General features: G+C 68.3%; 18 protein-coding genes. 5 read left to right on the forward strand and 13 right to left on the reverse strand.

The features are described from left to right. The first annotated feature begins 282 nt into the window (after positions 1–282). A complete protein-coding gene (locus GKO32_RS22250; RefSeq protein ID WP_154758814.1) occupies positions 283–930 on the forward strand; it encodes a LysM peptidoglycan-binding domain-containing protein in 648 nt (215 codons plus the stop codon). 187 nt (positions 931–1,117) lie between these two features. On the opposite strand, the gene GKO32_RS22255 is transcribed toward GKO32_RS22250, so the two are convergent. From GKO32_RS22255 to GKO32_RS22270, 4 genes are read right to left on the reverse strand one after another with little or no spacing between them, the layout of a single operon-like run. Then, positions 1,118–2,209: a molybdenum cofactor biosynthesis protein MoaE gene (locus GKO32_RS22255; RefSeq protein WP_154758815.1), complete on the reverse strand. Its 1,092-nt coding sequence runs from the start codon at positions 2,207–2,209 to the stop codon at positions 1,118–1,120. A gap of 2 nt (positions 2,210–2,211) precedes the next feature. After that, positions 2,212–2,700, reverse strand: coding sequence for a cyclic pyranopterin monophosphate synthase MoaC (gene moaC / locus GKO32_RS22260; protein WP_312868311.1), 489 nt, complete (start codon positions 2,698–2,700; stop codon positions 2,212–2,214). A gap of 10 nt (positions 2,701–2,710) precedes the next feature. After that, positions 2,711–4,105 carry an NAD-dependent malic enzyme gene (locus GKO32_RS22265; protein ID WP_312868312.1) on the reverse strand — a complete coding sequence of 465 codons (1,395 nt, stop codon included), beginning with the start codon at positions 4,103–4,105 and terminating at the stop codon, positions 2,711–2,713. Between the two features lie 12 nt (positions 4,106–4,117). Further along, positions 4,118–4,306, reverse strand: coding sequence for a hypothetical protein (locus tag GKO32_RS22270; RefSeq protein ID WP_312868313.1), 189 nt, complete (start codon positions 4,304–4,306; stop codon positions 4,118–4,120). Positions 4,307–4,390: 84 nt separating this feature from the next. Here GKO32_RS22270 and GKO32_RS22275 point away from each other — a divergent pair, with 84 nt between their 5' ends. Continuing rightward, entirely contained in the window at positions 4,391–6,622 is a 2,232-nt protein-coding gene (locus GKO32_RS22275; protein WP_154758817.1) for a helicase-associated domain-containing protein, read from the forward strand. A gap of 87 nt (positions 6,623–6,709) precedes the next feature. Here GKO32_RS22275 and GKO32_RS22280 read toward each other — a convergent pair whose 3' ends face one another. The 6 genes from GKO32_RS22280 to GKO32_RS22305 form a co-directional block, all read right to left on the reverse strand. Next, positions 6,710–7,315 (reverse strand): DUF742 domain-containing protein, encoded by a 606-nt coding sequence (locus tag GKO32_RS22280; RefSeq protein WP_208024504.1) that lies wholly within the window; start codon positions 7,313–7,315, stop codon positions 6,710–6,712. Positions 7,316–7,317: 2 nt separating this feature from the next. After that, the gene (locus GKO32_RS22285) at positions 7,318–7,740 is read right to left on the reverse strand and encodes a roadblock/LC7 domain-containing protein (protein ID WP_312868314.1); all 423 of its coding nucleotides are present in this window, start codon (positions 7,738–7,740) and stop codon (positions 7,318–7,320) included. Positions 7,741–7,875: 135 nt separating this feature from the next. Further along, positions 7,876–8,484 (reverse strand): GTP-binding protein, encoded by a 609-nt coding sequence (locus GKO32_RS22290; protein ID WP_312868315.1) that lies wholly within the window; start codon positions 8,482–8,484, stop codon positions 7,876–7,878. Further along, on the reverse strand, positions 8,465–9,232 hold the full coding sequence (locus GKO32_RS22295) for a DUF742 domain-containing protein (protein WP_312868316.1): 768 nt from the start codon (positions 9,230–9,232) through the stop codon (positions 8,465–8,467). The genes GKO32_RS22290 and GKO32_RS22295 overlap by 20 nt, the downstream gene beginning before the upstream one ends. A 27-nt stretch (positions 9,233–9,259) precedes the next feature. Then, positions 9,260–9,712 (reverse strand): roadblock/LC7 domain-containing protein, encoded by a 453-nt coding sequence (locus GKO32_RS22300; RefSeq protein WP_312868317.1) that lies wholly within the window; start codon positions 9,710–9,712, stop codon positions 9,260–9,262. A gap of 4 nt (positions 9,713–9,716) precedes the next feature. Further along, positions 9,717–12,578: a sensor histidine kinase gene (locus GKO32_RS22305; RefSeq protein WP_312868318.1), complete on the reverse strand. Its 2,862-nt coding sequence runs from the start codon at positions 12,576–12,578 to the stop codon at positions 9,717–9,719. A 265-nt stretch (positions 12,579–12,843) separates the two neighbouring features. Here GKO32_RS22305 and GKO32_RS22310 point away from each other — a divergent pair, with 265 nt between their 5' ends. Genes GKO32_RS22310 through GKO32_RS22320 form a run of 3 tightly spaced genes read left to right on the forward strand, consistent with a single transcriptional unit; the run spans position 12,844 to position 15,623 of the window. Beyond that, positions 12,844–13,632 (forward strand): ABC transporter ATP-binding protein, encoded by a 789-nt coding sequence (locus GKO32_RS22310; RefSeq protein WP_312868320.1) that lies wholly within the window; start codon positions 12,844–12,846, stop codon positions 13,630–13,632. Beyond that, positions 13,633–15,195 (forward strand): benzoylformate decarboxylase, encoded by a 1,563-nt coding sequence (gene mdlC, locus GKO32_RS22315; RefSeq protein ID WP_154758819.1) that lies wholly within the window; start codon positions 13,633–13,635, stop codon positions 15,193–15,195. Between the two features lie 23 nt (positions 15,196–15,218). Next, positions 15,219–15,623, forward strand: a complete 405-nt coding sequence (locus GKO32_RS22320) for a nuclear transport factor 2 family protein (RefSeq protein WP_154758820.1) — start codon at positions 15,219–15,221, stop codon at positions 15,621–15,623. Between the two features lie 13 nt (positions 15,624–15,636). Here the strand turns inward: GKO32_RS22320 and GKO32_RS22325 are convergent, their stop codons facing one another. Genes GKO32_RS22325 through GKO32_RS22335 form a run of 3 tightly spaced genes read right to left on the reverse strand, consistent with a single transcriptional unit; the run spans position 15,637 to position 18,217 of the window. Next, positions 15,637–16,419 carry an ABC transporter permease gene (locus tag GKO32_RS22325; RefSeq protein ID WP_312868322.1) on the reverse strand — a complete coding sequence of 261 codons (783 nt, stop codon included), beginning with the start codon at positions 16,417–16,419 and terminating at the stop codon, positions 15,637–15,639. Positions 16,420–16,436: 17 nt separating this feature from the next. Further along, entirely contained in the window at positions 16,437–17,201 is a 765-nt protein-coding gene (locus tag GKO32_RS22330; RefSeq protein WP_312868323.1) for an ABC transporter permease, read from the reverse strand. A 2-nt stretch (positions 17,202–17,203) separates the two neighbouring features. After that, positions 17,204–18,217, reverse strand: coding sequence for an ABC transporter substrate-binding protein (locus GKO32_RS22335; protein ID WP_166459694.1), 1,014 nt, complete (start codon positions 18,215–18,217; stop codon positions 17,204–17,206). Positions 18,218–18,389 lie beyond the last annotated feature (172 nt).

The following is an 18,389-nucleotide window of genomic DNA, read 5'->3' on the forward strand; positions in this document are numbered from 1 at the left end:
CGATCACGGTCTCGATTACGTACCGTCGCTTTTCGGCTGGCCCCGAACCGGCCACGGCAAGACCGGGATTCCGATGCGCCAAACCCTGTCCGGCGGAATCCCGGACACAAAACCCCGAGCGAAAGAAGCTTCCGGACAGGGACGGAGGGAACCCGGACCGCGCCGCGTGCGTGGACTGGGTCGGCAACCCGGATCCCGCCGGGAAGCCACGGGCCCTTGTGGTCCGCCCCGTAAGCCCCGGCCCATGGCCTGGCTCGACGGCGCGGAGGCCGAGTAGATCGAATGTCTTACCGAGGCAAGCACCGCAAGATGTCCCCCGCCGCCCGTCAGATCGCCCGCGTCGCTGTCGCGGGTCTCGCGGTCGGCACCCCGCTGGCAATCGCTGCGACCCCCGCGCAGGCAGCCAGCGTGAACTGGGACGCCATCGCGCAGTGCGAGAGCGGTGGCAACTGGAACACCAACACCGGTAACGGCTACTACGGTGGTCTGCAGTTCACGCAGAGCACGTGGAAGGCCTACGGCGGTACTGGCAGCCCGCAGGGTGCCTCCCGTGACCAGCAGATCGCGGTCGCGGAGCGGGTCCTGCAGGGCCAGGGCATCGGCGCCTGGCCCGTCTGCGGCAAGAAGAGTGGCTCCGCGTCCGGCAGCTCGAAGAGCACGGCGAAGAAGACCACCCCGCAGAAGAAGGCTGCTGCTCCGGCCCCCAAGAAGGCCGCTGCGCCCGCGCCGAAGGTTGCGACCCAGGCCGCGACCGCAGTGCCGTCGTCGAACCCGAACGGTGACTACACCGTCGTGGCCGGTGACACGCTGTCGAAGATCGCGCAGAAGTTCGGTGTCGACGGCGGCTACCAGAAGCTGCAGCAGCTGAACTCGAACTACATCCAGAACCCCAACCTGATCCTGGTGGGCCAGAAGATCGCCACCAAGTGACCTGCTGAAGGTCGCTCACGGCGCGATCAGCCCATCGGATCGATCACGGCAAGCCCGTGACTCCTCGATGAGCAACCGAGGGCCCCACCGCCTCCCCCGTGCGGTGGGGCCCTCGGCGCCTCCAACTCAATACCCAGGCCGCTTGATCCTCATGCGGTCACAACCCGGGCAAGTTCAGCGTCGGCCGCTACGGCGAGTTGACCCACTCGTCGGACCCGTCGGCGAAGTGCTGATGTTTCCAGACGGGGAGCTGGGCCTTCACCTCGTCGACGAGCTCCGCGCAGGTGGCGAAGGCCTCCGCCCGGTGGTCGGCCGCGACGGCGACGGCCAATGCGACGTCGCCAATGGCGAGTGCCCCCAGCCGGTGGCTGACGGCCACGGCCCGCACACCCCCGCCCCGGCGGCGGGTGACCTCCGCGACCACCCTCGCCAGCACATCGCCCGCGCTGGGATGGCCCTCGTAGAACAAGGTCTCGACCGACTTCCCGCCGTCGTGGTTCCGCACCACACCGCCGAACGTCACCACAGCGCCGGCCGCCTGGTCATCGACGAGCTCAGCGTGAGCCTCCACCGAAAGCGGCTGCTCGGTCACCTGAGCCAACGCCACCCTCGGCGGCGCCACCTCATGCGCGGAAACCCCATCCGCTCCCGCGGGCCGCGGATGTTCGGCGCTGGCGGCCCGGTCGGCCACCTGACCATGCTGCGGCGGCTGCGCCTCATACCCCGTTTGCTGCTCAGCCACTTGTCCCTCACGGACTGCGGCCCCACCCGGCGCTGCAAAGGCGGCGCTTGAGTCGGCGGGACGTGGGTGGTCGGCGCCGGAGAGTTGGTCGATCGCGTGTTCCAGCACGCCGTCGAGGACACCGAGGCCGTCCTTCACTCCGCCGCGTGAGCCCGGCAGGTTCACCACCAGCGTCCGCCCCGCGACACCGGCCAGGCCGCGCGAAAGCACCGCCGTCGGCACCTTGGGCAGGCCTGCGCCGCGGATCGCTTCCGCCAAACCCGCCAGCTGATGGTCGAGCACCGCCGCTGTCTCGTCCGGGGTGCGGTCGGTGGGCGAAATACCGGTACCGCCCGTCGTGATGATGACATCGGGCCCCTCGTCGAGGCAGTTCCGCAGCGCCCGGCCCACCGGCTCACCGTCCGGCACCACGATCGGGGGCGGCACCTCGAACGAGCGCGCCGCCAGCCACCCGACGATCACCGGGCCCGTCTTGTCCTCATAAACACCGGACGCCGCGCGGTTGGACGCGACGATCACCCGTGCCGTGCGCCTCATGGTCACTCCTGTGTCCTGCGGGACGTTCGCTCCCAGGTACCGGTCTTGCCGCCGTCCTTACGTTCGAGCCGGACCTCGTCCAGCGTCGCCTCGGGGTCCACCGCCTTGATCATGTCGTGCACGGTGAGCCCGGCGACCGCGACCGCCGTCAGCGCTTCCATCTCGACACCCGTCCGGTCCGTGGTCTTGGCCGTCGCCTCGATGCCGATTTCGGCTTCACCAAGGGAAAATTCGACCTTCACCCCGGACAGCGCGATCTGGTGGCACAACGGAATGAGATCGGGCACCTTCTTGGCCCCCATGATCCCGGCGATCCGCGCCGTCGCAAGCGCGTCGCCCTTCGGCAAGCCGTTCGACGACAACAACCCGATCACCTCGGCGGTCGTGCGCACCACCCCGGTCGCGATCGCCGTACGGACCGTGGCCTGTTTGCGGGAGACGTCGACCATCCGGGCGGCGCCCGTCTGGTCGACGTGACTCAGTTCGCTCACAGCCCCCAGGCTAGCCCGCGGCGGCCGTCCTTTTCGCCGCCGCCCGCACCGCTTCGGCCACAGCCGGCGCCACCGCCGAGTCGAACACGCTCGGCACGATGTACGACGCGTTCAACCGGTCGTCCACCACATCCGCGATGGCGTTCGCCGCGGCGATCAGCATCTCGTCGTCGATGTCACGGGCCTGCGCATCGAGCAGACCACGGAACACGCCGGGGAACGCCAGCACATTGTTGATCTGGTTCGGATAGTCGCTGCGCCCTGTCGCGACCACCGCGGCGTGCTGCTGCGCCTCCAGCGGGTCGATCTCCGGATCCGGGTTGGCCAGCGCGAACACGATCGGGTTCGGCGCCATCGTCGCGACCTGCGCGGCCCCGAACAGGTTCGGCGCGGACACCCCGATGAACACGTCGGCACCCACGAGCGCGTCGTGCAGGCTGCCGGACACGTTGTCCTTGTTGGTCGTTTCCGCCAGGTGCCGCAGGTTGTCGTCGAGAATCGACCGTCCATTGTGGACGATTCCGTCGATGTCGGCGGCAATGATGTCCGCCGGCTTCTTGTGCTGCAACAGCCGGATGATCGCCGAACCCGCCGCTCCCGCACCGCTGACCACGATCTTGCAGTCCGTGATGTCCTTGCCCACCACCCGCAACGCGTTCCGCAGCGCGGCCAGCACCACGATCGCCGTACCGTGCTGGTCGTCATGGAACACGGGGATGTCGAGCTGGTCCCGCAGCCGCTTCTCGATCTCGAAGCAGCGCGGCGCGGCGATGTCCTCCAGGTTGATCCCCGCATACACCGGCGCGAGCGCCTTCACGATCTTGATGATCTCCTCGGTGTCCTGGGTGTCCAGGCACACCGGCCACGCGTCGACGTCCGCGAACTTCTTGAACAGCGCGGCCTTTCCCTCCATCACCGGCAGCGCCGCCTCCGGCCCGATGTTGCCGAGGCCGAGCACGGCCGAGCCGTCGGTGACGACGGCGACCGTGTTGCGCTTGATGGTCAGGCGGCGGGCGTCGGCCGGGTTGGCCGCGATCGCCTTGCACACGCGGGCGACGCCCGGCGTGTACGCGCGGGACAGATCGTCACGGTTGCGCAGCTGGACCTTGGGGCTCACCGACAACTTGCCGCCGAGATGCATCAGGAAGGTGCGGTCCGAGACCTTCCGCACCCGCACGCCGTCCAGCGAGTCGAGTTCCTTGGTGACGTCCTCGACATGGTCGGCGTTGGTGACGTTCGCCGTGATGTCGACGACGATCGCATCGGAACGCGACTCGACGACGTCGAACGCGGTGAGCACGCCGCCCACCCGGCCGACGGCGGTGGTGAGATCGCCCGCTGCACTCGCCGACGGCGGGGCCTCGACGCGGACGGTGATCGAATAACCGGGGCCGGGAACCGGCACAGTCGTTACCCCTTACTTGTTGATCTCGGTCTGCGGGTGCACGTAGGGCACGGTGTCCAGCGGAAACGTGACGTCGCCATATGGCGACAGCGCGCCCTGCCGGTCCGCCGCCAACTCGCTCACCGGGTGCTCACCGTCGGGCACCTTCGGCCAGCTCGGGTCGATCCGGCCGGCCTTCTTGCCGCTGTCTCCTTTGGCCACGACATCCTCCCGTTCGGCTGTGAGGCTTTCAGTTTGCCTCAACACAAGCGGTCCGCGGAGGCCAGGGCGGTATCCTGCACTGTGATGCCCGCGACCTCTCTGGCGGAATGGCTGCGCTCCGCATCCGACGACGAGCTGGCCGCGCTCCTGCAGACCAGGCGCGACCTGGCCACCCCGCCTCCCTCCGACAGCACTGTGCTCGCCACGCGCGCGGGCACGGCCGGTTCCACCGCGCGGGCGCTGGAGGATCTGGACACCTTCACGCTCGCCGTGCTCGACGCGTTGCTGGTCGCGAACGCCGACACCGAGCCGGTGCCGGCCACGAAGATCGCCGAGCTCGTCGGCGCCGCTCCGGGCAAGGCACTGGACCGGCTGCGCGGGCGAGCGGTCGCGTGGGGTGACGACGACGCGGTGCGGGTGGTGCCGGTCGTGCGGGAGATCGTCGGCCCGTTCCCGGCGGGGCTCGGGGCCTCGGTGCCCGAGCTGGCGGGCGCCGATCTTTCCGAGCTGGGCGAGGACGAGCACGCGGTGCTGAGCGCGCTCGCCGCCGGCCCGCCGATCGGGCGCAGCAAGGACGCGCTCACCCAGGTTCCCCTCGATGAAGCGAAAACGCCGGTTCAGCGGTTGCTCGCCCGGGGTCTGCTCCTGCGCCGCGACGCGGATACCGTTGAGCTACCCCGCGAGATCGCATTGATCCTGCGTGACGGGCATTCCTCCTCACCGGCCGCGCGTCACGAACCGGAGCTGCCCACCAACCCGCACCAGCAGTCCACAGTGGACGAAGCGGCCGCGGGTGAGGCGGCGGAGTTCCTGCGGCAGATGGAATCTCTGCTCACCCAGTGGTCCGGACAACCACCGCCGGTACTCAAGGCGGGTGGGCTCGGTGTGCGGGAACTTCGCAAACTCGCGAAGGAACTCGAAGTCGACGACACGCACGCGACGCTGCTCGCCGAGCTCGCTGTCGGCGCCGGCCTGGTCGCCGACAGCGGAAACACCACGCCCGAGTGGGTGCCGACAACGTTGACCGACACGTGGCTCGCGTCGGCGCCGGCACAACGGTGGCTCACCCTCGCGCAGGCCTGGCTCGACCTGCCCCGGTTGCCAGGGCTGGCCGGGCAGCGCGACGCCAAAGACAAGGCGATGGCGCCACTTTCCGACGACTTGCGGCGCCCGCTCGCGCCGATCAACCGGCGTCGTGTGCTCGAAGCGCTCGCCGAACTGCCGGCCGGCAGTGGGGTGAAGAGCGTCGACGAGCTCGTCGCCGTGCTCGCCTGGCGCGCGCCACGCCGTGGCGGACGGCTGCGGGACGAGACCGTGCGCTGGACCATGGCCGAGGCCTCGACGCTGGGTGTGATCGCACTCGGCGCGCTCACCAGGGCCGCGGGCGCCCTGCTCGCCGACGATCGCCAAGGCGCGCTGTCGGCGATGGTCGACGCGCTGCCCTCGCCCATCGACCATGTACTCGTCCAGGCCGACCTGACCGTGGTCGCGCCAGGACCGCTCGAACCGGAGCTGGCGGCGGAGATCAAGGCCGTCGCGGACGTCGAGTCGGCGGGGCATGCGACGGTCTACCGGATCACCGAGCAGACCGTGCGCCGTGCGCTCGACGCCGGGAAGACCGCGGACGAGCTGCACGAGTTGTTCCGCGCACGTTCGGCGACGCCGGTGCCGCAGTCGCTGACGTACCTGATCGACGACGTCGCGCGGCGGCACGGCCGGTTACGCGGTGGTGCGGCCGCGTCATTCCTGCGCTGCGACGACGAAGTACTGCTCGCCGAGGTCCTCGGCAACCCGGTCGCGCAGGAGTACCAGCTGCGCAAGATCGCGCCGACGGTGCTGGTGAGCCCGGTGCCACTCGCCGAAGTACTGGACGGGTTGCGCGCGGCTGGGTTCGCCCCGGCCGCCGAGGGCCCGGACGGGCGGGTGCTCGACCTGCGACCGAACGGCCGCCGGATTCCGGCTCGTACCAGGAATGTGCGGCGTGCGCTGCCTGAACCGCAGGGTGCGAGCGCCGAGCAGATCGCACAGGTGATCGCGCATCTGCGGGCCGGGGACAGGGCTTCGAGCCGGCGCCGTGGCACCGAGGTGCGGCTGCCCGGCGGCGGTGGCGGCTCGGACACCGCCGCGACGATGGCGTTGCTGGCACGCGCGAGCCGCGAGCGTCGCGAGGTGTGGATCGGCTTCGTGGACTCGCACGGCACGGCGAGTCAGCGGATCGTCACCCCGGCGCACGTCGGCGGCGGCATGCTGTTGAGCACCGAAGACGAGCGATACCCCTTGCACCGCATCACTTCCGCGGCCCTCGTCGAGGATTGACGCCGACGCACAACTCGCGCGACCGGAACGCACAACTCGCGCGGCGCGAACGCGCAACTCGCGCGGTGGGAACGCGCAACTCGCGGGTTATAGGGAGCGGAGGCCGGCTAGGACGCGGGCCATGAACTCGCGTGAGGATCGGTCGCCGAAGGACAGGCCCGGTTGGTGCAGCACCACCAGCTCCAGGTTGTCCATGTCGCTGACCAGAACCTTCACCACGTTCAGGGGCAGGCAAAGATAGGCGGCGATCTCCGCGATCGACCGGGCGTCCGCGCACAGATCGCAGATCCGCTTGTGCTGCACCGAAGTGGCGCCGAGGTAGCGGCGACCACGGTCGCTTGTGGACACCAGAGTTTCCAGCGCCAGCTCGTAATCCGGCCGCGTCCGGCCGCGGGTGTGCGCGTACGGCCGCATCCTGGTGCGCTGCCTGACCGCGACCGGGTCCGGCGTTGGCGCGGGCGGCAGCTCGCGCACATCGAGTTCGCCGTAGTGCGCGCTCGGTTCGATGTACTGCGTCGGCGGATCGACCTGACGGCGCTGCATGCCGTGCACGGAACGGACGCGCATCAGCACCGCTGAGCGATCCAGCGTGAAACGAGCCGGCGAGTCGACCTCTTCACGGTCAGCGCCCTGATGCAGCGCCGCCCAGGCGTCGGACACGGCGTCCTCGGGGCCCTTCGGGAACTCACTCATCGCTACCCGTGCACACCGCCCTGGAGCTGGACGCGCATCTCGGGCGTCATCTGCTGCCCGACGCGCTCCACCAGCAGTGTCATCTCATACGCCACGGTGCCGATATCGCAGTTCGGCGCGGCCAGCACGGCAAGGCTCGACCCGTCGCTGATCGACATCAGGAACAAATACCCGCGCTCCATCTCGACCACGGTCTGGTTGACCAGTCCGGCCTCGAAAGCGCGTGCCGCACCGAAAGTCAGGCTGACAAGCCCGGACGCGACCGCGGAGAGCTGGTCCGCGCGATCCTTCGGCAGGCCCTCGGAGCCGGCGAGCAACAACCCGTCCGCCGACACGACGACAGCATGCGCGGCGCCGGGAACTCGTCGCACGAAATCCGTGATGAGCCAGCCGAAGCTGCCCGTGTGATAGGCAGATGCGCTCACGCCAACCTCCTCGCCGTCGTATCGTCGCGATGATTCGTAGTCAGGGTATTCGCCGCAGGAGGGTTGTCGACCGGTGAAGACGGGTGACTCGCATCTTCACCCCAACGGCCGCACCCGGACGGGGAGCGCCCGGCCTCAGCCCGGCTGCAGCGCCGTGTCGCGGGCTATCGCGTGCTCGACCACCGAGATCAGCACCTGCTTCGCGGACTCGCGTTCCCTTGCGTCACAAGCGATTATCGGCACGTGGTCACCGATCGTCAGCGCATGCCGGACGTCTTCGATCTGGTGGTGCAACAGCCGGTCGAAGCAGTTGATCGCCACGATGTAGGGCAGGTTCCGGTTCTCGAAGAAGTCGATCGACGGGAACGCGTCCGCCAGGCGCCGGGTGTCCACCAGCACGACCGCGCCGATCGCACCGAGCGCCAGGTCGTCCCACATGAACCAGAACCGGTGCTGGCCCGGCGTGCCGAAAACGTAGAGCACCAGATCGGAATCCAGGGACAACCGGCCGAAGTCCATCGCCACCGTGGTGGTGGACTTGTCGGGAGTCGCCGAGATGTCGTCGATCGAGAGGCTCGCCTCCGTCATCTGGGCTTCCGTGGTGAGCGGGTCGATCTCGGACACCGCGCCGACCAGGGTGGTCTTGCCCGCGCCGAAACCGCCGGCCACCACGATCTTCGCCGACTGTGTCGGTCCGTTGGCCGCCGACGTGTTCGCGTCGGAGTCAAATTCTCCGAAGGCCACTGAGCACCCTCTCCATGAATTCGATACTGGGACGATCGCCCACGGCTGCGGTCGCGGTGTGCACCAGGACGAGGCCGAGTCCGGCGACGTCACCGATCAGCACCCGGACCACACCGAGCGGCAATCGTAGGTAGGCGGCCACTTCGGCCACCGAGCGGGTGTCCAGGCACAGCCCGCAGATGGATCGATGCTCAGGCACCTTGACCCGCTCGAGCACGCGGCCGCGCTCGCTGGTGGAGACGAGGGCTTCGATGGCCAGGTCATAGCTGGGTTTGGTGCGCCCGCCGGTGCGGAAGTACGGCCGCACCAGCCCGGAGGTCTCGGCCGCGCTCGGCGGCGGTGTTCCCGTGTGCACGGCCGGTATCGACGGCAGGCTCGGGTGACCGCTGTACCCGGACGGCCCCGGTCCCGGCGCCACCGCGTGATACCCGCTGTACTCCCCGGGTCTGGCAAACCCTTCGTCCGGCGGGTCGCCGTCCTCGGCTCGCCCACCGAACAGTTCCGAACCCGGCCCCGACAGCAGCCGGTCACCGAAATCGGTCACCCGGTACTCATTTCCACCGTGTCCCGGCTCGGGCGACTGCGCGGCGCGACGTTGCCGCCACTCGCGATCCACCCGCTCCCGGAACTTCGTCCAGTCGTCATCGCCGGCCAGTGCGTTCTGCGGTTCTTCCGGATCCGAGCCAGGATTCGCGGCGTTCCTGCCCATCCGGTCCCCGTCCAACTCCATCGCCCGACCCGCGTCCACTAGAGCTACCTTCATGGCCCCCGCGCGTCACGCGCGTGCGGCCCCTTGCAACTGGGCCCGCATCTCCGGGGTCAGCTGCTGGCCGACCCGGTCAACCAGCAGGGTCATCTCGTACACCACAAGCCCGATGTCGCTGTCCGGTGAGCCCAGCACCGCCAGGCACGAACCGTCCGACACCGACATCAGGAACAGGAAGCCGTTGGCCATCTCGACGACGGTCTGCGCGACTGGACCGCCCTCGAAGACCTTCGCTGCACCGCGGGCGAGGCTGGTCAGCCCGGAGGCCACCGCCGCCAGCTGGTCGGCCCGGTCCTTGGGCAGGCCACGTGACGCGGCCAGCATCAGCCCGTCCGCGGACACGACGACCGCGTGCGCGGCTCCGGGAACCCGGTGCACGAAGTCCGTGATGAGCCAGGCGAACCCGTTCTGCACACCCTGGGGTTTGGCGCCACCCGGTTGCAGCGATCCCGCGCGTGTCACTCCGTCACTCCTCACTGCCGTACTCGGGCGAGGTGAGCTCCCCGCCAGAGACCGAAACGCTCTCACCAGACCGCTCCCGCAGGGCGTGCCGGCCAGAACGATAGCCCTGCTGGAAACTCACCATACGGTCCCGCGCGGCGGTCGCCGACCGGGCGATGGCGCTGTGCCCAGGCTTGCTGGACGTGGTGTCGGCGAAGGACGTGCCGTTCGACGAACCCGACGACACCGAGCCCGGCATCAGGTATGCGTTGGGCACCCGTTTGGGCAGGCCCACTTCGGTGACTTCGTCGCTCTTGGGCTCGAGCAGGGCCTGCGCCTTCTGCCACCCTTCGTCGGCGGCGCTGCGCCAGACGTCGTCGAGCATCGGCGTGGATTCGACCGGTTCGGGTTGCTCGTGCCGTGCCGCCGGTTCTTCGAGATTTCCCGTCATCGGGCGCTCGGACGCCTCCTCCCCACCGGTGTCCTGGTGCTCGGTGCTGCCTTCGCCTTCCTCGCTGAACCATCGTGACACCACCGACTGGTAGATCGGCAGCCGCTTGGTCGGCGCGTCGTCCTCGAGCACACCACGCTCGCCGGTCGGCCCCGGGTCCGCGGGCTCGGGCGGTTCCGGCTCGGTGATCGGAACGTACTGAGGTTCGCGCTTCGGCAGTTCGAGCGGGGTGAACCGGCTGGTCCCGTTGCGGGGCGTCGACGGCGCGGGTCCGGAGTCACTGCCGCGGCTCAGGTAGGCCGCGTTCGACGAGCCGGCGACGAGATCGTCGAGACTGATCGGCTCGGCGAGTGCGGTGAGCCCGGCCGAGGTCTGCTCCGCGGCGACCGACGCCGGGCGCGGGCGCTGGGTCGGTACCGACGGGATGTCCGGCAGCGAGGTTTCCGGGGGCGTCGGCGGGGCCTCGACGATGATCGGGCCGAGCAGCTCGGCCGGGACCACGACCCTGGCGATCACGCCGCCTTCGATGTCCTCGTTCTCACGGATCCTGACCTCGATACCGTGCCGCTGCGCCAGCCGGGCGACCACGTACAGACCCATCCGCCGGGTCACCGACACGTCGAGGTCCGGCGGGTCGGCGAGCCGCAGGTTCGCTTCGGCGATCTGCTCCTCCGACATGCCGACGCCGCGGTCGGTGATCTGGATGGCCAGTGCCTTGCGCCGGGTCACCACGGCACGGACGCTGACCTTCGTCTCCGGCTCGGAGAAGTAGGTCGCGTTGTCGAGCAGTTCCGCGAGCAGGTGCACGAGGTCGTGCACGGTCAGCCCGCGCACCGCCACGTCCGGGATCACGCCGACCTCGACGCGGGCGTACTGCTCGATCTCCGACACCGCGGCGCCGATGACGTCGGCCGCGGAAACCGGCTTCGGCACGGACTTCGCGAGACCGGCACCGGACAGCACCAGCAGGCTTTCCCCGTTGCGGCGCAACCGGGTCGCGAGGTGGTCGAGCTCGAACAGGCTGGCGAGATGGTCCGGGTCCTGCTCGTCGGCCTCGAGCCGGTCGATCACGCCGAGCTGGCGTTCCACCAGCCGCTGCGACCGGCGGGAGAGGTTGACGAAGATGCCGTTGACGTTCTCCCGCAACAGCGCCTGCTCGGCCGCCATCTTCACGGCCTGCTCGTGTACCTCGTCGAACGAGCGCGCGACTTCGCCGATCTCCTCGCGAGTGGTGATCGGCACCGGCTCGACCGACTGGGCAGCCGCCACCATCGGTTCGGGGTCGTCGAGGATCTTCGTGACCGTCGCGGGCAGCCGGCTGTAGGCGATCTCCAGCGCACTGGACCGCAGCACGCGCAGCGGCTTGAGCATGACCCGCGCGATGAGGAACGTCAGCAGCAGCGCGGCGACCAAAGCGGCGAGCACGATCGCGATATCGCGCCACGCCGAAACGTTCGCGGCGTCGGCGAGCGATGCGGACTGCCCACGGAATTCACTGAGCAAGTCACTTTCGACGGCACGCAGTTTCGTGAGCGAGGCCGTGCTTTCGGTGGCAAGCGCCCGCGGGTCGACACCGAGCGATGGCGCGTCGGCGCGAGCGAGCGCGGTGGCGGCGAACCGCGCCCGGTTGTCGATCTCCGCACCACTCGCCGTGTCGTTGTAGTGCTGGAGCTGATTGGGCGTCGCGTTGTTCTGGAACAACAGCAGGGAAGCCTGCGCGCTGGCTTGCGCGGCACGGGCCTGGTCGAGCAGCACACCGGAGAACCGGTCACGGGTCGCGGCGATCTCCAGCGCCGCGTCCTCGCGGGCGGTGAATTCCTTGACCTCGCTCATCGCCTGGATCGTCGTGCCGAGCCGCAGCAGATCCCGATCCGAAGCGGAAGCGGTGGTCTCGCGACCCAACTGGACGAGCGAGTCGAGCACCGAAGAATAGGTGAAGAACGCAGCCTGCTCGCTGTACGGCGGAGTGTTCACCGAAGTACGGAGCGGAGCGAGCGCATCGAGACGTTCGAGGCCCCGGTTGTAACGTTGCCGGCTTGCCTGATCACTGACCTCGAGTCCGGCCGCGGAATTGCGTAACGCGGAAACGGCGAGATCCGTCTGGAAAATCTGCTTGTTGAGTGCACTCTGCAGATCGACATTGCTCGGGTTGGCGATCTTCGCGACCGCAAGCATCCGCTCGCCCTGCAACTGCTGAATGACATCGGTGACCTGAATGGCGAGATCAACCTGCGAGGTGGTCTGGCGAAGCTGATCGGCCTGGTTGAGCTCATCGACGGCGCGAAGCCCGCCCAGAACCAGCGCGGTCACGGTCGGGATGGCGAGGACCAACGCGAGTTTCGAGCGCAGCTTCCAGTTACGCAGGCGCAAACGCGAGCCTGGCGACTTCTGTTTCGCAGGAATTCCCGCTAAGTCCGGGGTGTCTTCTCTCGGCACCGCTGTACCACCGTCATTCCCGCGAGCATTGGGTTCTTCCTCGATGTGCAGGTGCAGAGGGTAGCGAAGAGGCCGTGAAGATGTAACCCTTCCTGAGTAACAGGCGACGAAGCCGGTCTTTCTGGGCAGCTGAGCTGAGACAACTTCCCCCTTGTTGCCAAGGCATCGGCACGCTCAGTAGACCATTACTTACCCACCACCGGAACGAGTGATCTGTACCACTTGCTCCGAACGGGTTCCCCGGAGACGTGAGGAGACGGACGACGTGGCGACGATGCTCGAGGTCAGCGGGCTCAACCACCGCTTCGGCGGCGGGGAAAGCGGGCATCTTGCAATCCGCGAGCTGTCCTTCACGGTCGAATCCGGTCAGCTGGCGTGCATCGTCGGGCCGTCGGGCTGTGGGAAATCAACATTGCTGCGCTGTATCGCGGGTCTGCTCAAGCCGAGCGAAGGCACCGCCAACTTGCATGGCGATCAGGTTTCCGGCGTGCCGGAGGATCTGGCTGTCGTGTTCCAGGACTACAGCCGCTCACTGTTTCCATGGCTGACTGTCGCGGGCAACGTCGAATTCCCCTTGCGGTCACGACGTTTGCCGCGGGACGAGCGGCGAGACCGGGTGCGGCAGGCGCTCGAATGGGTCGGGCTCGCCGACGCCCAGCGCAAATTTCCCTGGCAACTGTCCGGCGGAATGCAGCAGCGCGTTTCCATCGCACGGGCGCTCGCAAGCCGCCCCGCGTTACTGCTGATGGACGAGCCGTTCGCTTCCGTAGACGCGCAGACACGGTTCGAGCTGGAGGATCTGCTGCGCCGCGTGCAACGTGAGCAGGGCAGCACGGTTCTGCTGGTGACACATGACATCGACGAAAGCGTCTATCTCGCGGACCGGGTGCTCGTGCTGTCTTCGTCCCCCGCCTCGATCGTCGCCGACCTGCCGGTCGACCTGCCCGAGCAGCGGGACCAGATCACCACCCGCGAGTCGGCGGAGTTCGTTGCGCTGCGCGGAGAAGTCGCGCGGCTGCTGCAGAAACGCGCTGTTGTGACGGAGGCGGGCTGAATGTCTCAAACTGTCCGCGACGCCGTCCGCACCCTGATGCGGACCTGGGAGCTGACCACGGTTTTCGGCAATCCCGGCAGTACCGAACTCGGTTTCCTCGCCGACTGGCCCGACGATTTCCGATATGTGCTCGGGCTGCAGGAATCCAGCGTGGTCGCGATGGCGGACGCATTCGCGCAGCTGAGCGGAAATGCCGCCGTCGTCAGCGTGCATTCCGCCGGTGGGCTCGGGCATGGGCTGGGCAACCTGGTCACCGCATTCCACAACCGGGCACCGCTGGTCGTCATCGCCGGTCAGCAGTCGCGCTCGCTGCTGCCCGGTGATCCGTTCCTCGGCGCGCTCGATCCGACGGAATTCCCCAAGCCATACGTGAAATGGAGTTACCAGCCGGCGCGGGCCGAGGACGTCCCGGCCGCGTTCGCGCGCGCCTACCTGCTGGCCACCCAGGCTCCGCGCGGCCCGGTGTTCCTGTCGGTGCCCGCGGACGACTGGGACCAGCCGGCCCAGGTGGTCCAGACCAGACCGCGAATCGCGGACCCCGCCCCCGATGGCAACGCGCTCGCCGTGGTCGCCGCCGCGCTCGACGCGAGTGAGCGGCCCGCGCTGGTGGTGGGAGCGGCGGTGGACGGCGACGACGCGGTCGGTGTCGCGGTCGCACTCGCAGAGAAAACGCGGGCCGCGGTGTGGGCCGCGCCGTTTTCGGCCCGCAGCTCGTTTCCCGAGGATCACGCGTTGTTTTCCGGTTTCCTGCGGCCGAATCGCGCGGGCGTCGCCGCTGCGCTGGCCGGGTACGACTGCGTGGTTGTGCTGGGCGCACCGGCGTTCACGTATCACGTCGTCACCGGCGAAGGCCCACAACTGCCTCCGGTGTACGTGCTCAGTGACGACCCGCAACTGCTGGCGCGGGCCGCGGGCGTCGGCGTGCTTTCCCCGCAGCGGACCGGAATCGCACGGCTCACCGAACTCGTGCACGACACCGAGCGGACCGCGCCCGCGCCGCGACGACGACCGGAACGGCTTCCCGACCCCGCTCCCGGAGAGCCGCTGTCGGGTGCGTTCGTCTACCAGACCATCGCGGATCTGTTGCCTCCCAACGCACTTGTCGTCGAGGAGGCCCCGACGAACCGGCAGGACATGCAGGAACACCTGCCGATCACCGCGCCGGGCCGTGGTTTCCTCACGATGTCCAGCGGTGTGCTCGGCTACGGGCTGCCCGCGGCGGTCGGCGCCGCGCTCGCCGAACCCGGGCGCCCGGTGCTCGCGGTGCTCGGCGACGGCGGCAGCATGTACGGCATCCAGGCATTGTGGACGGCCGCGCAGCAGCAAACCTCTGTCGTGTTCGTCATACTCGACAACGGCGAGTACGCGGCGGTCCGCAAGCATGCGGTGCGCAGCGGCGCGGAAAAGGTGCCAGGCATCGAACTCGGCGGGCTGGACTTCGCGGAGCTGGCCCGTGGCATGGGTTGTGCCGCACACCGGATCTCGACCGCGGCGGAACTGCGCGCGGGACTGACCGGCGCGCTCGCCTCGGCCGCGCCGACCGTGCTGCACGTGCGGCTCTGACGAGGCCCGGGAAGAATGGTGCGATGGATACCGACTCGCGGACCAGGGCCGCGATCGAGGAGCACTGGCTGGCCTCGGAACGCGGGGACACCGAAGCCGAGCACGCCATCTACGCCACGGACGCGATTCTCGACTACCCGCAGTCCGGTGAGCGGTTCCGGGGCCGCGCAACCATTTCCGCGCAACGCGGTGGGCATCCGGCCGACCGGCACTTCACCGTCAAGCGGATCATCGGACACGCGAATCTGTGGGTCAGCGAGTGCGTCATCACCTACGACGGCATGCCTTCCCACACGGTGAGCATCATGGAATTCGCCGACCACCACGTGGTGCACGAGACGCAGTATTTCGCCGACCCCTTCGCGGCGCCGGCCTCCCGGGCCTCGCTCGCGGAGCCGATGCCGGGCCGAGCCAGCACGGGCGATTGATCCCCGGCCCGGTTCAGCCGGCGTCCAGCTTGTCCGGCCGGAAACCGGGATGCCAGGCCAAAGCCCGGCGTTCCACCGCTGTCAGCAGCAAGTTCGACAGGTAACCGAGCACGCTCACCAGCACGATCCACACCCACATCTCGGTCAGCTGGGACCCGCCTTGCGCGGTGATCATCCGGAAGCCGATCCCGCTGTCGGCGCCGGTCAGCTCCGAGACGATCATCAGAATGACGGCGATGGACAGCGCCAGCCGCATCCCCGCGAAGACTTTCGGCAGCGCGGCGGGCAGCACGACCCCGAAAACCCAGTGCGGGCGCGAAATCCGGAACGCTCTCGAGGTGTCGAGTTTGACGTCGTCCACCGAGCGCGCGCCGTCGATCGTGTTGAGCAGGATGGGCCACACCGTGCCCCACAGGATCGTCACGATCTCCATCCGCGGCCCGATCCCGAACATCACCAGGAACACCGGCACCAGGAGCGTCGCCGGCACCGAGCGGGCGAAGAAGAACATTGTGGACACATAGTCGGTCACCAGCGGCGAGCGGCCGAGCGCGAGCCCGATGGGCACGCCGACCGCCACGGCGATCAGCCAGCCCAGCGCGAGCCTGCCAAGGCTTGGCAGCACATCACCGGTCACCGCGTCGGTCACGAACAAATGGCTTGCCGGGCCGGTGAACCACACCTGCCCCGCCGTCTTGGCGATTTCCAGTGGTGGCGGGAAATACGGGTTTCCGGCCCGGACCGTCGCCAGCTGCCACAACACCAGGAACGCAATGAACACCAGCCATCGCCGCACAAACGGGCCCCACCGTTTCACACCGCACCACCGGCCGCCGACCAGCCGAGCCAACGCCGCTGCACACCCAGCAAACCGATGTTGACCAGATACCCGACCAGACCGACGAAAACGGTGCCGGCGAGCACGATGTCCATGCGCAACGCGGAACTACCCCAGAAATAAACGTACTGCCCGACGCCGACGCTGTTGCCGGTGAGGAATTCGGTACTCACCAACACGATCAGCCCCACCGCGGCGGACAACCGCAGCCCGGTCATCACGAACGGCGCCACACTCGGCAGAATCACCGCATACGCCGTGCGCAGCCGGGACGTGCGAAAAGCGCGTGCGGTGTCGAGCACCTGGCGGTCGATCTCGCCGAACGCGTACATCGTGTTGAACAGGATCGGCCACGCCGAGGCGAATGTCGCGAGTGCGATCTTCGTCTGCGCACCGCTTCCGAGTACGAGAATCGCCAGCGGGATCAGCGCCACGGTCGGCAGCGGCCGGAGAAACTCGATCAACGGGCCGGTGATCAGCCGCAGCGGTTTGACGCCACCGAGCAGGATGCCGAGCGGGACCGCGATGACCGTCGCGAGCAGCATCGTGATCACCCAGGAGAGCAAAGTGGACGCGGCGTCGGTGAGGAACCTCGGGTCACCGAACAAGCGGAAGAACTGGCCCAGCACAATCGAAGGCGGCGGGAGCACACCGGCCTTGACCACGCCGGAACGGCCGACCGCCTCCCACACGGCGAGGAAGGCGGCCAGCCCGATGAGCCGTCGCAGAACCGTTCGCACGGTCAGACTTTGGGCGTCGGCACGAGGTAGTCGCTCGCGTTCAGCTGGGCCGTCATCCCGCCGTAGTTCTGCAGCAGGGTGATCACGCGCTGCAACTGCGTGGCGTTGTTCGACGTCGGGAACGTGTCGAGGTTGAGCAGCGCCGCCGTCGCCTGGTCCACACCGGACAGCTCGGGCAGCACCTGCGAAATCTTCGACCGGTCCGCAGCGTCGGTCTGGGCCGGGATCATCGCGCGCTGGAACGCCGCGACGGTCTTCGGGTTGGCATTGATGAACTTCGACATGGCGATGTAGCCGGTGTTCGGCATGTTCGCCGTGGACCCGGTGATGATCTTCATGACCGGCTGCAGGCCCTGCTTCTGTTCCGCGGTGGTCAGATACGGCTCGACCTCCACCCCGGCGTCGAGCTGACCGCTGGCGATCGCGGCCGGGATGTTGGGGAAGGTGATCGGCAGGTAGGTGACCGAGTTGGGGTCGACATCGTTGTCCTTGAGCTGCGCGCGCACGAGCAGCTCGGCGGCGGATTTCGACGCCTGGATACCGATTTTCTTGCCGGCAAGGTCCTTCGGGCTGCTGATTCCCGAGTCCGGCTTGGCGACCACCATCTGCGAGTTCTCGTTGGCCGTGTCACCGTCCACGACGACCTTGGCGTCCAAGGTTTTCGCGCCGATCGCCTGGTAGAACGACACATAGTTGATCACGGTGAAGTCCAGCTCGCCGTTGATCAGCGCCGGGATGGCCTGCGGCCCCGCGGTGATGGGCTTGATCGTGACGTCGAGCCCCTGCTGCTTGAAGTAACCGAACTTCTCGGCGAGCTTGGCTCCGGCGCTGCCCTGGCTGGTTAGAATGCCGACAGTGATCTTGCTCTTCTCGAGCCCGTTCGACGAGCCCTGGCTCGACGAGTCGTTCGAGCTGGAGCCGTTGAGCACACTGCACCCTGCCGAGGTGGCCAGCGGCGCGGCCACGGTCGCGCCCAAGGCAAGCCGGAGAAACCTACGGCGAGTGGCGCTACTCACATCTGCTGACATTAACGGCGCTCCTGACGCGGCGTATCGGTCGTGGGAAATCTGACTACCCCCCGTGATTCGGGAAGCAACCCATGCCTGCCGGCGAATGGGTGATTACCGCACGGAGATCAAGCCCGGGCGCAACCTATCGCAATACCGGTGCCCGCAACAGTGTGGATTG

The organism is Amycolatopsis pithecellobii (assembly GCF_009707865.1).
GTDB classification, from domain to species: domain Bacteria; phylum Actinomycetota; class Actinomycetes; order Mycobacteriales; family Pseudonocardiaceae; genus Amycolatopsis_E; species Amycolatopsis_E pithecellobii.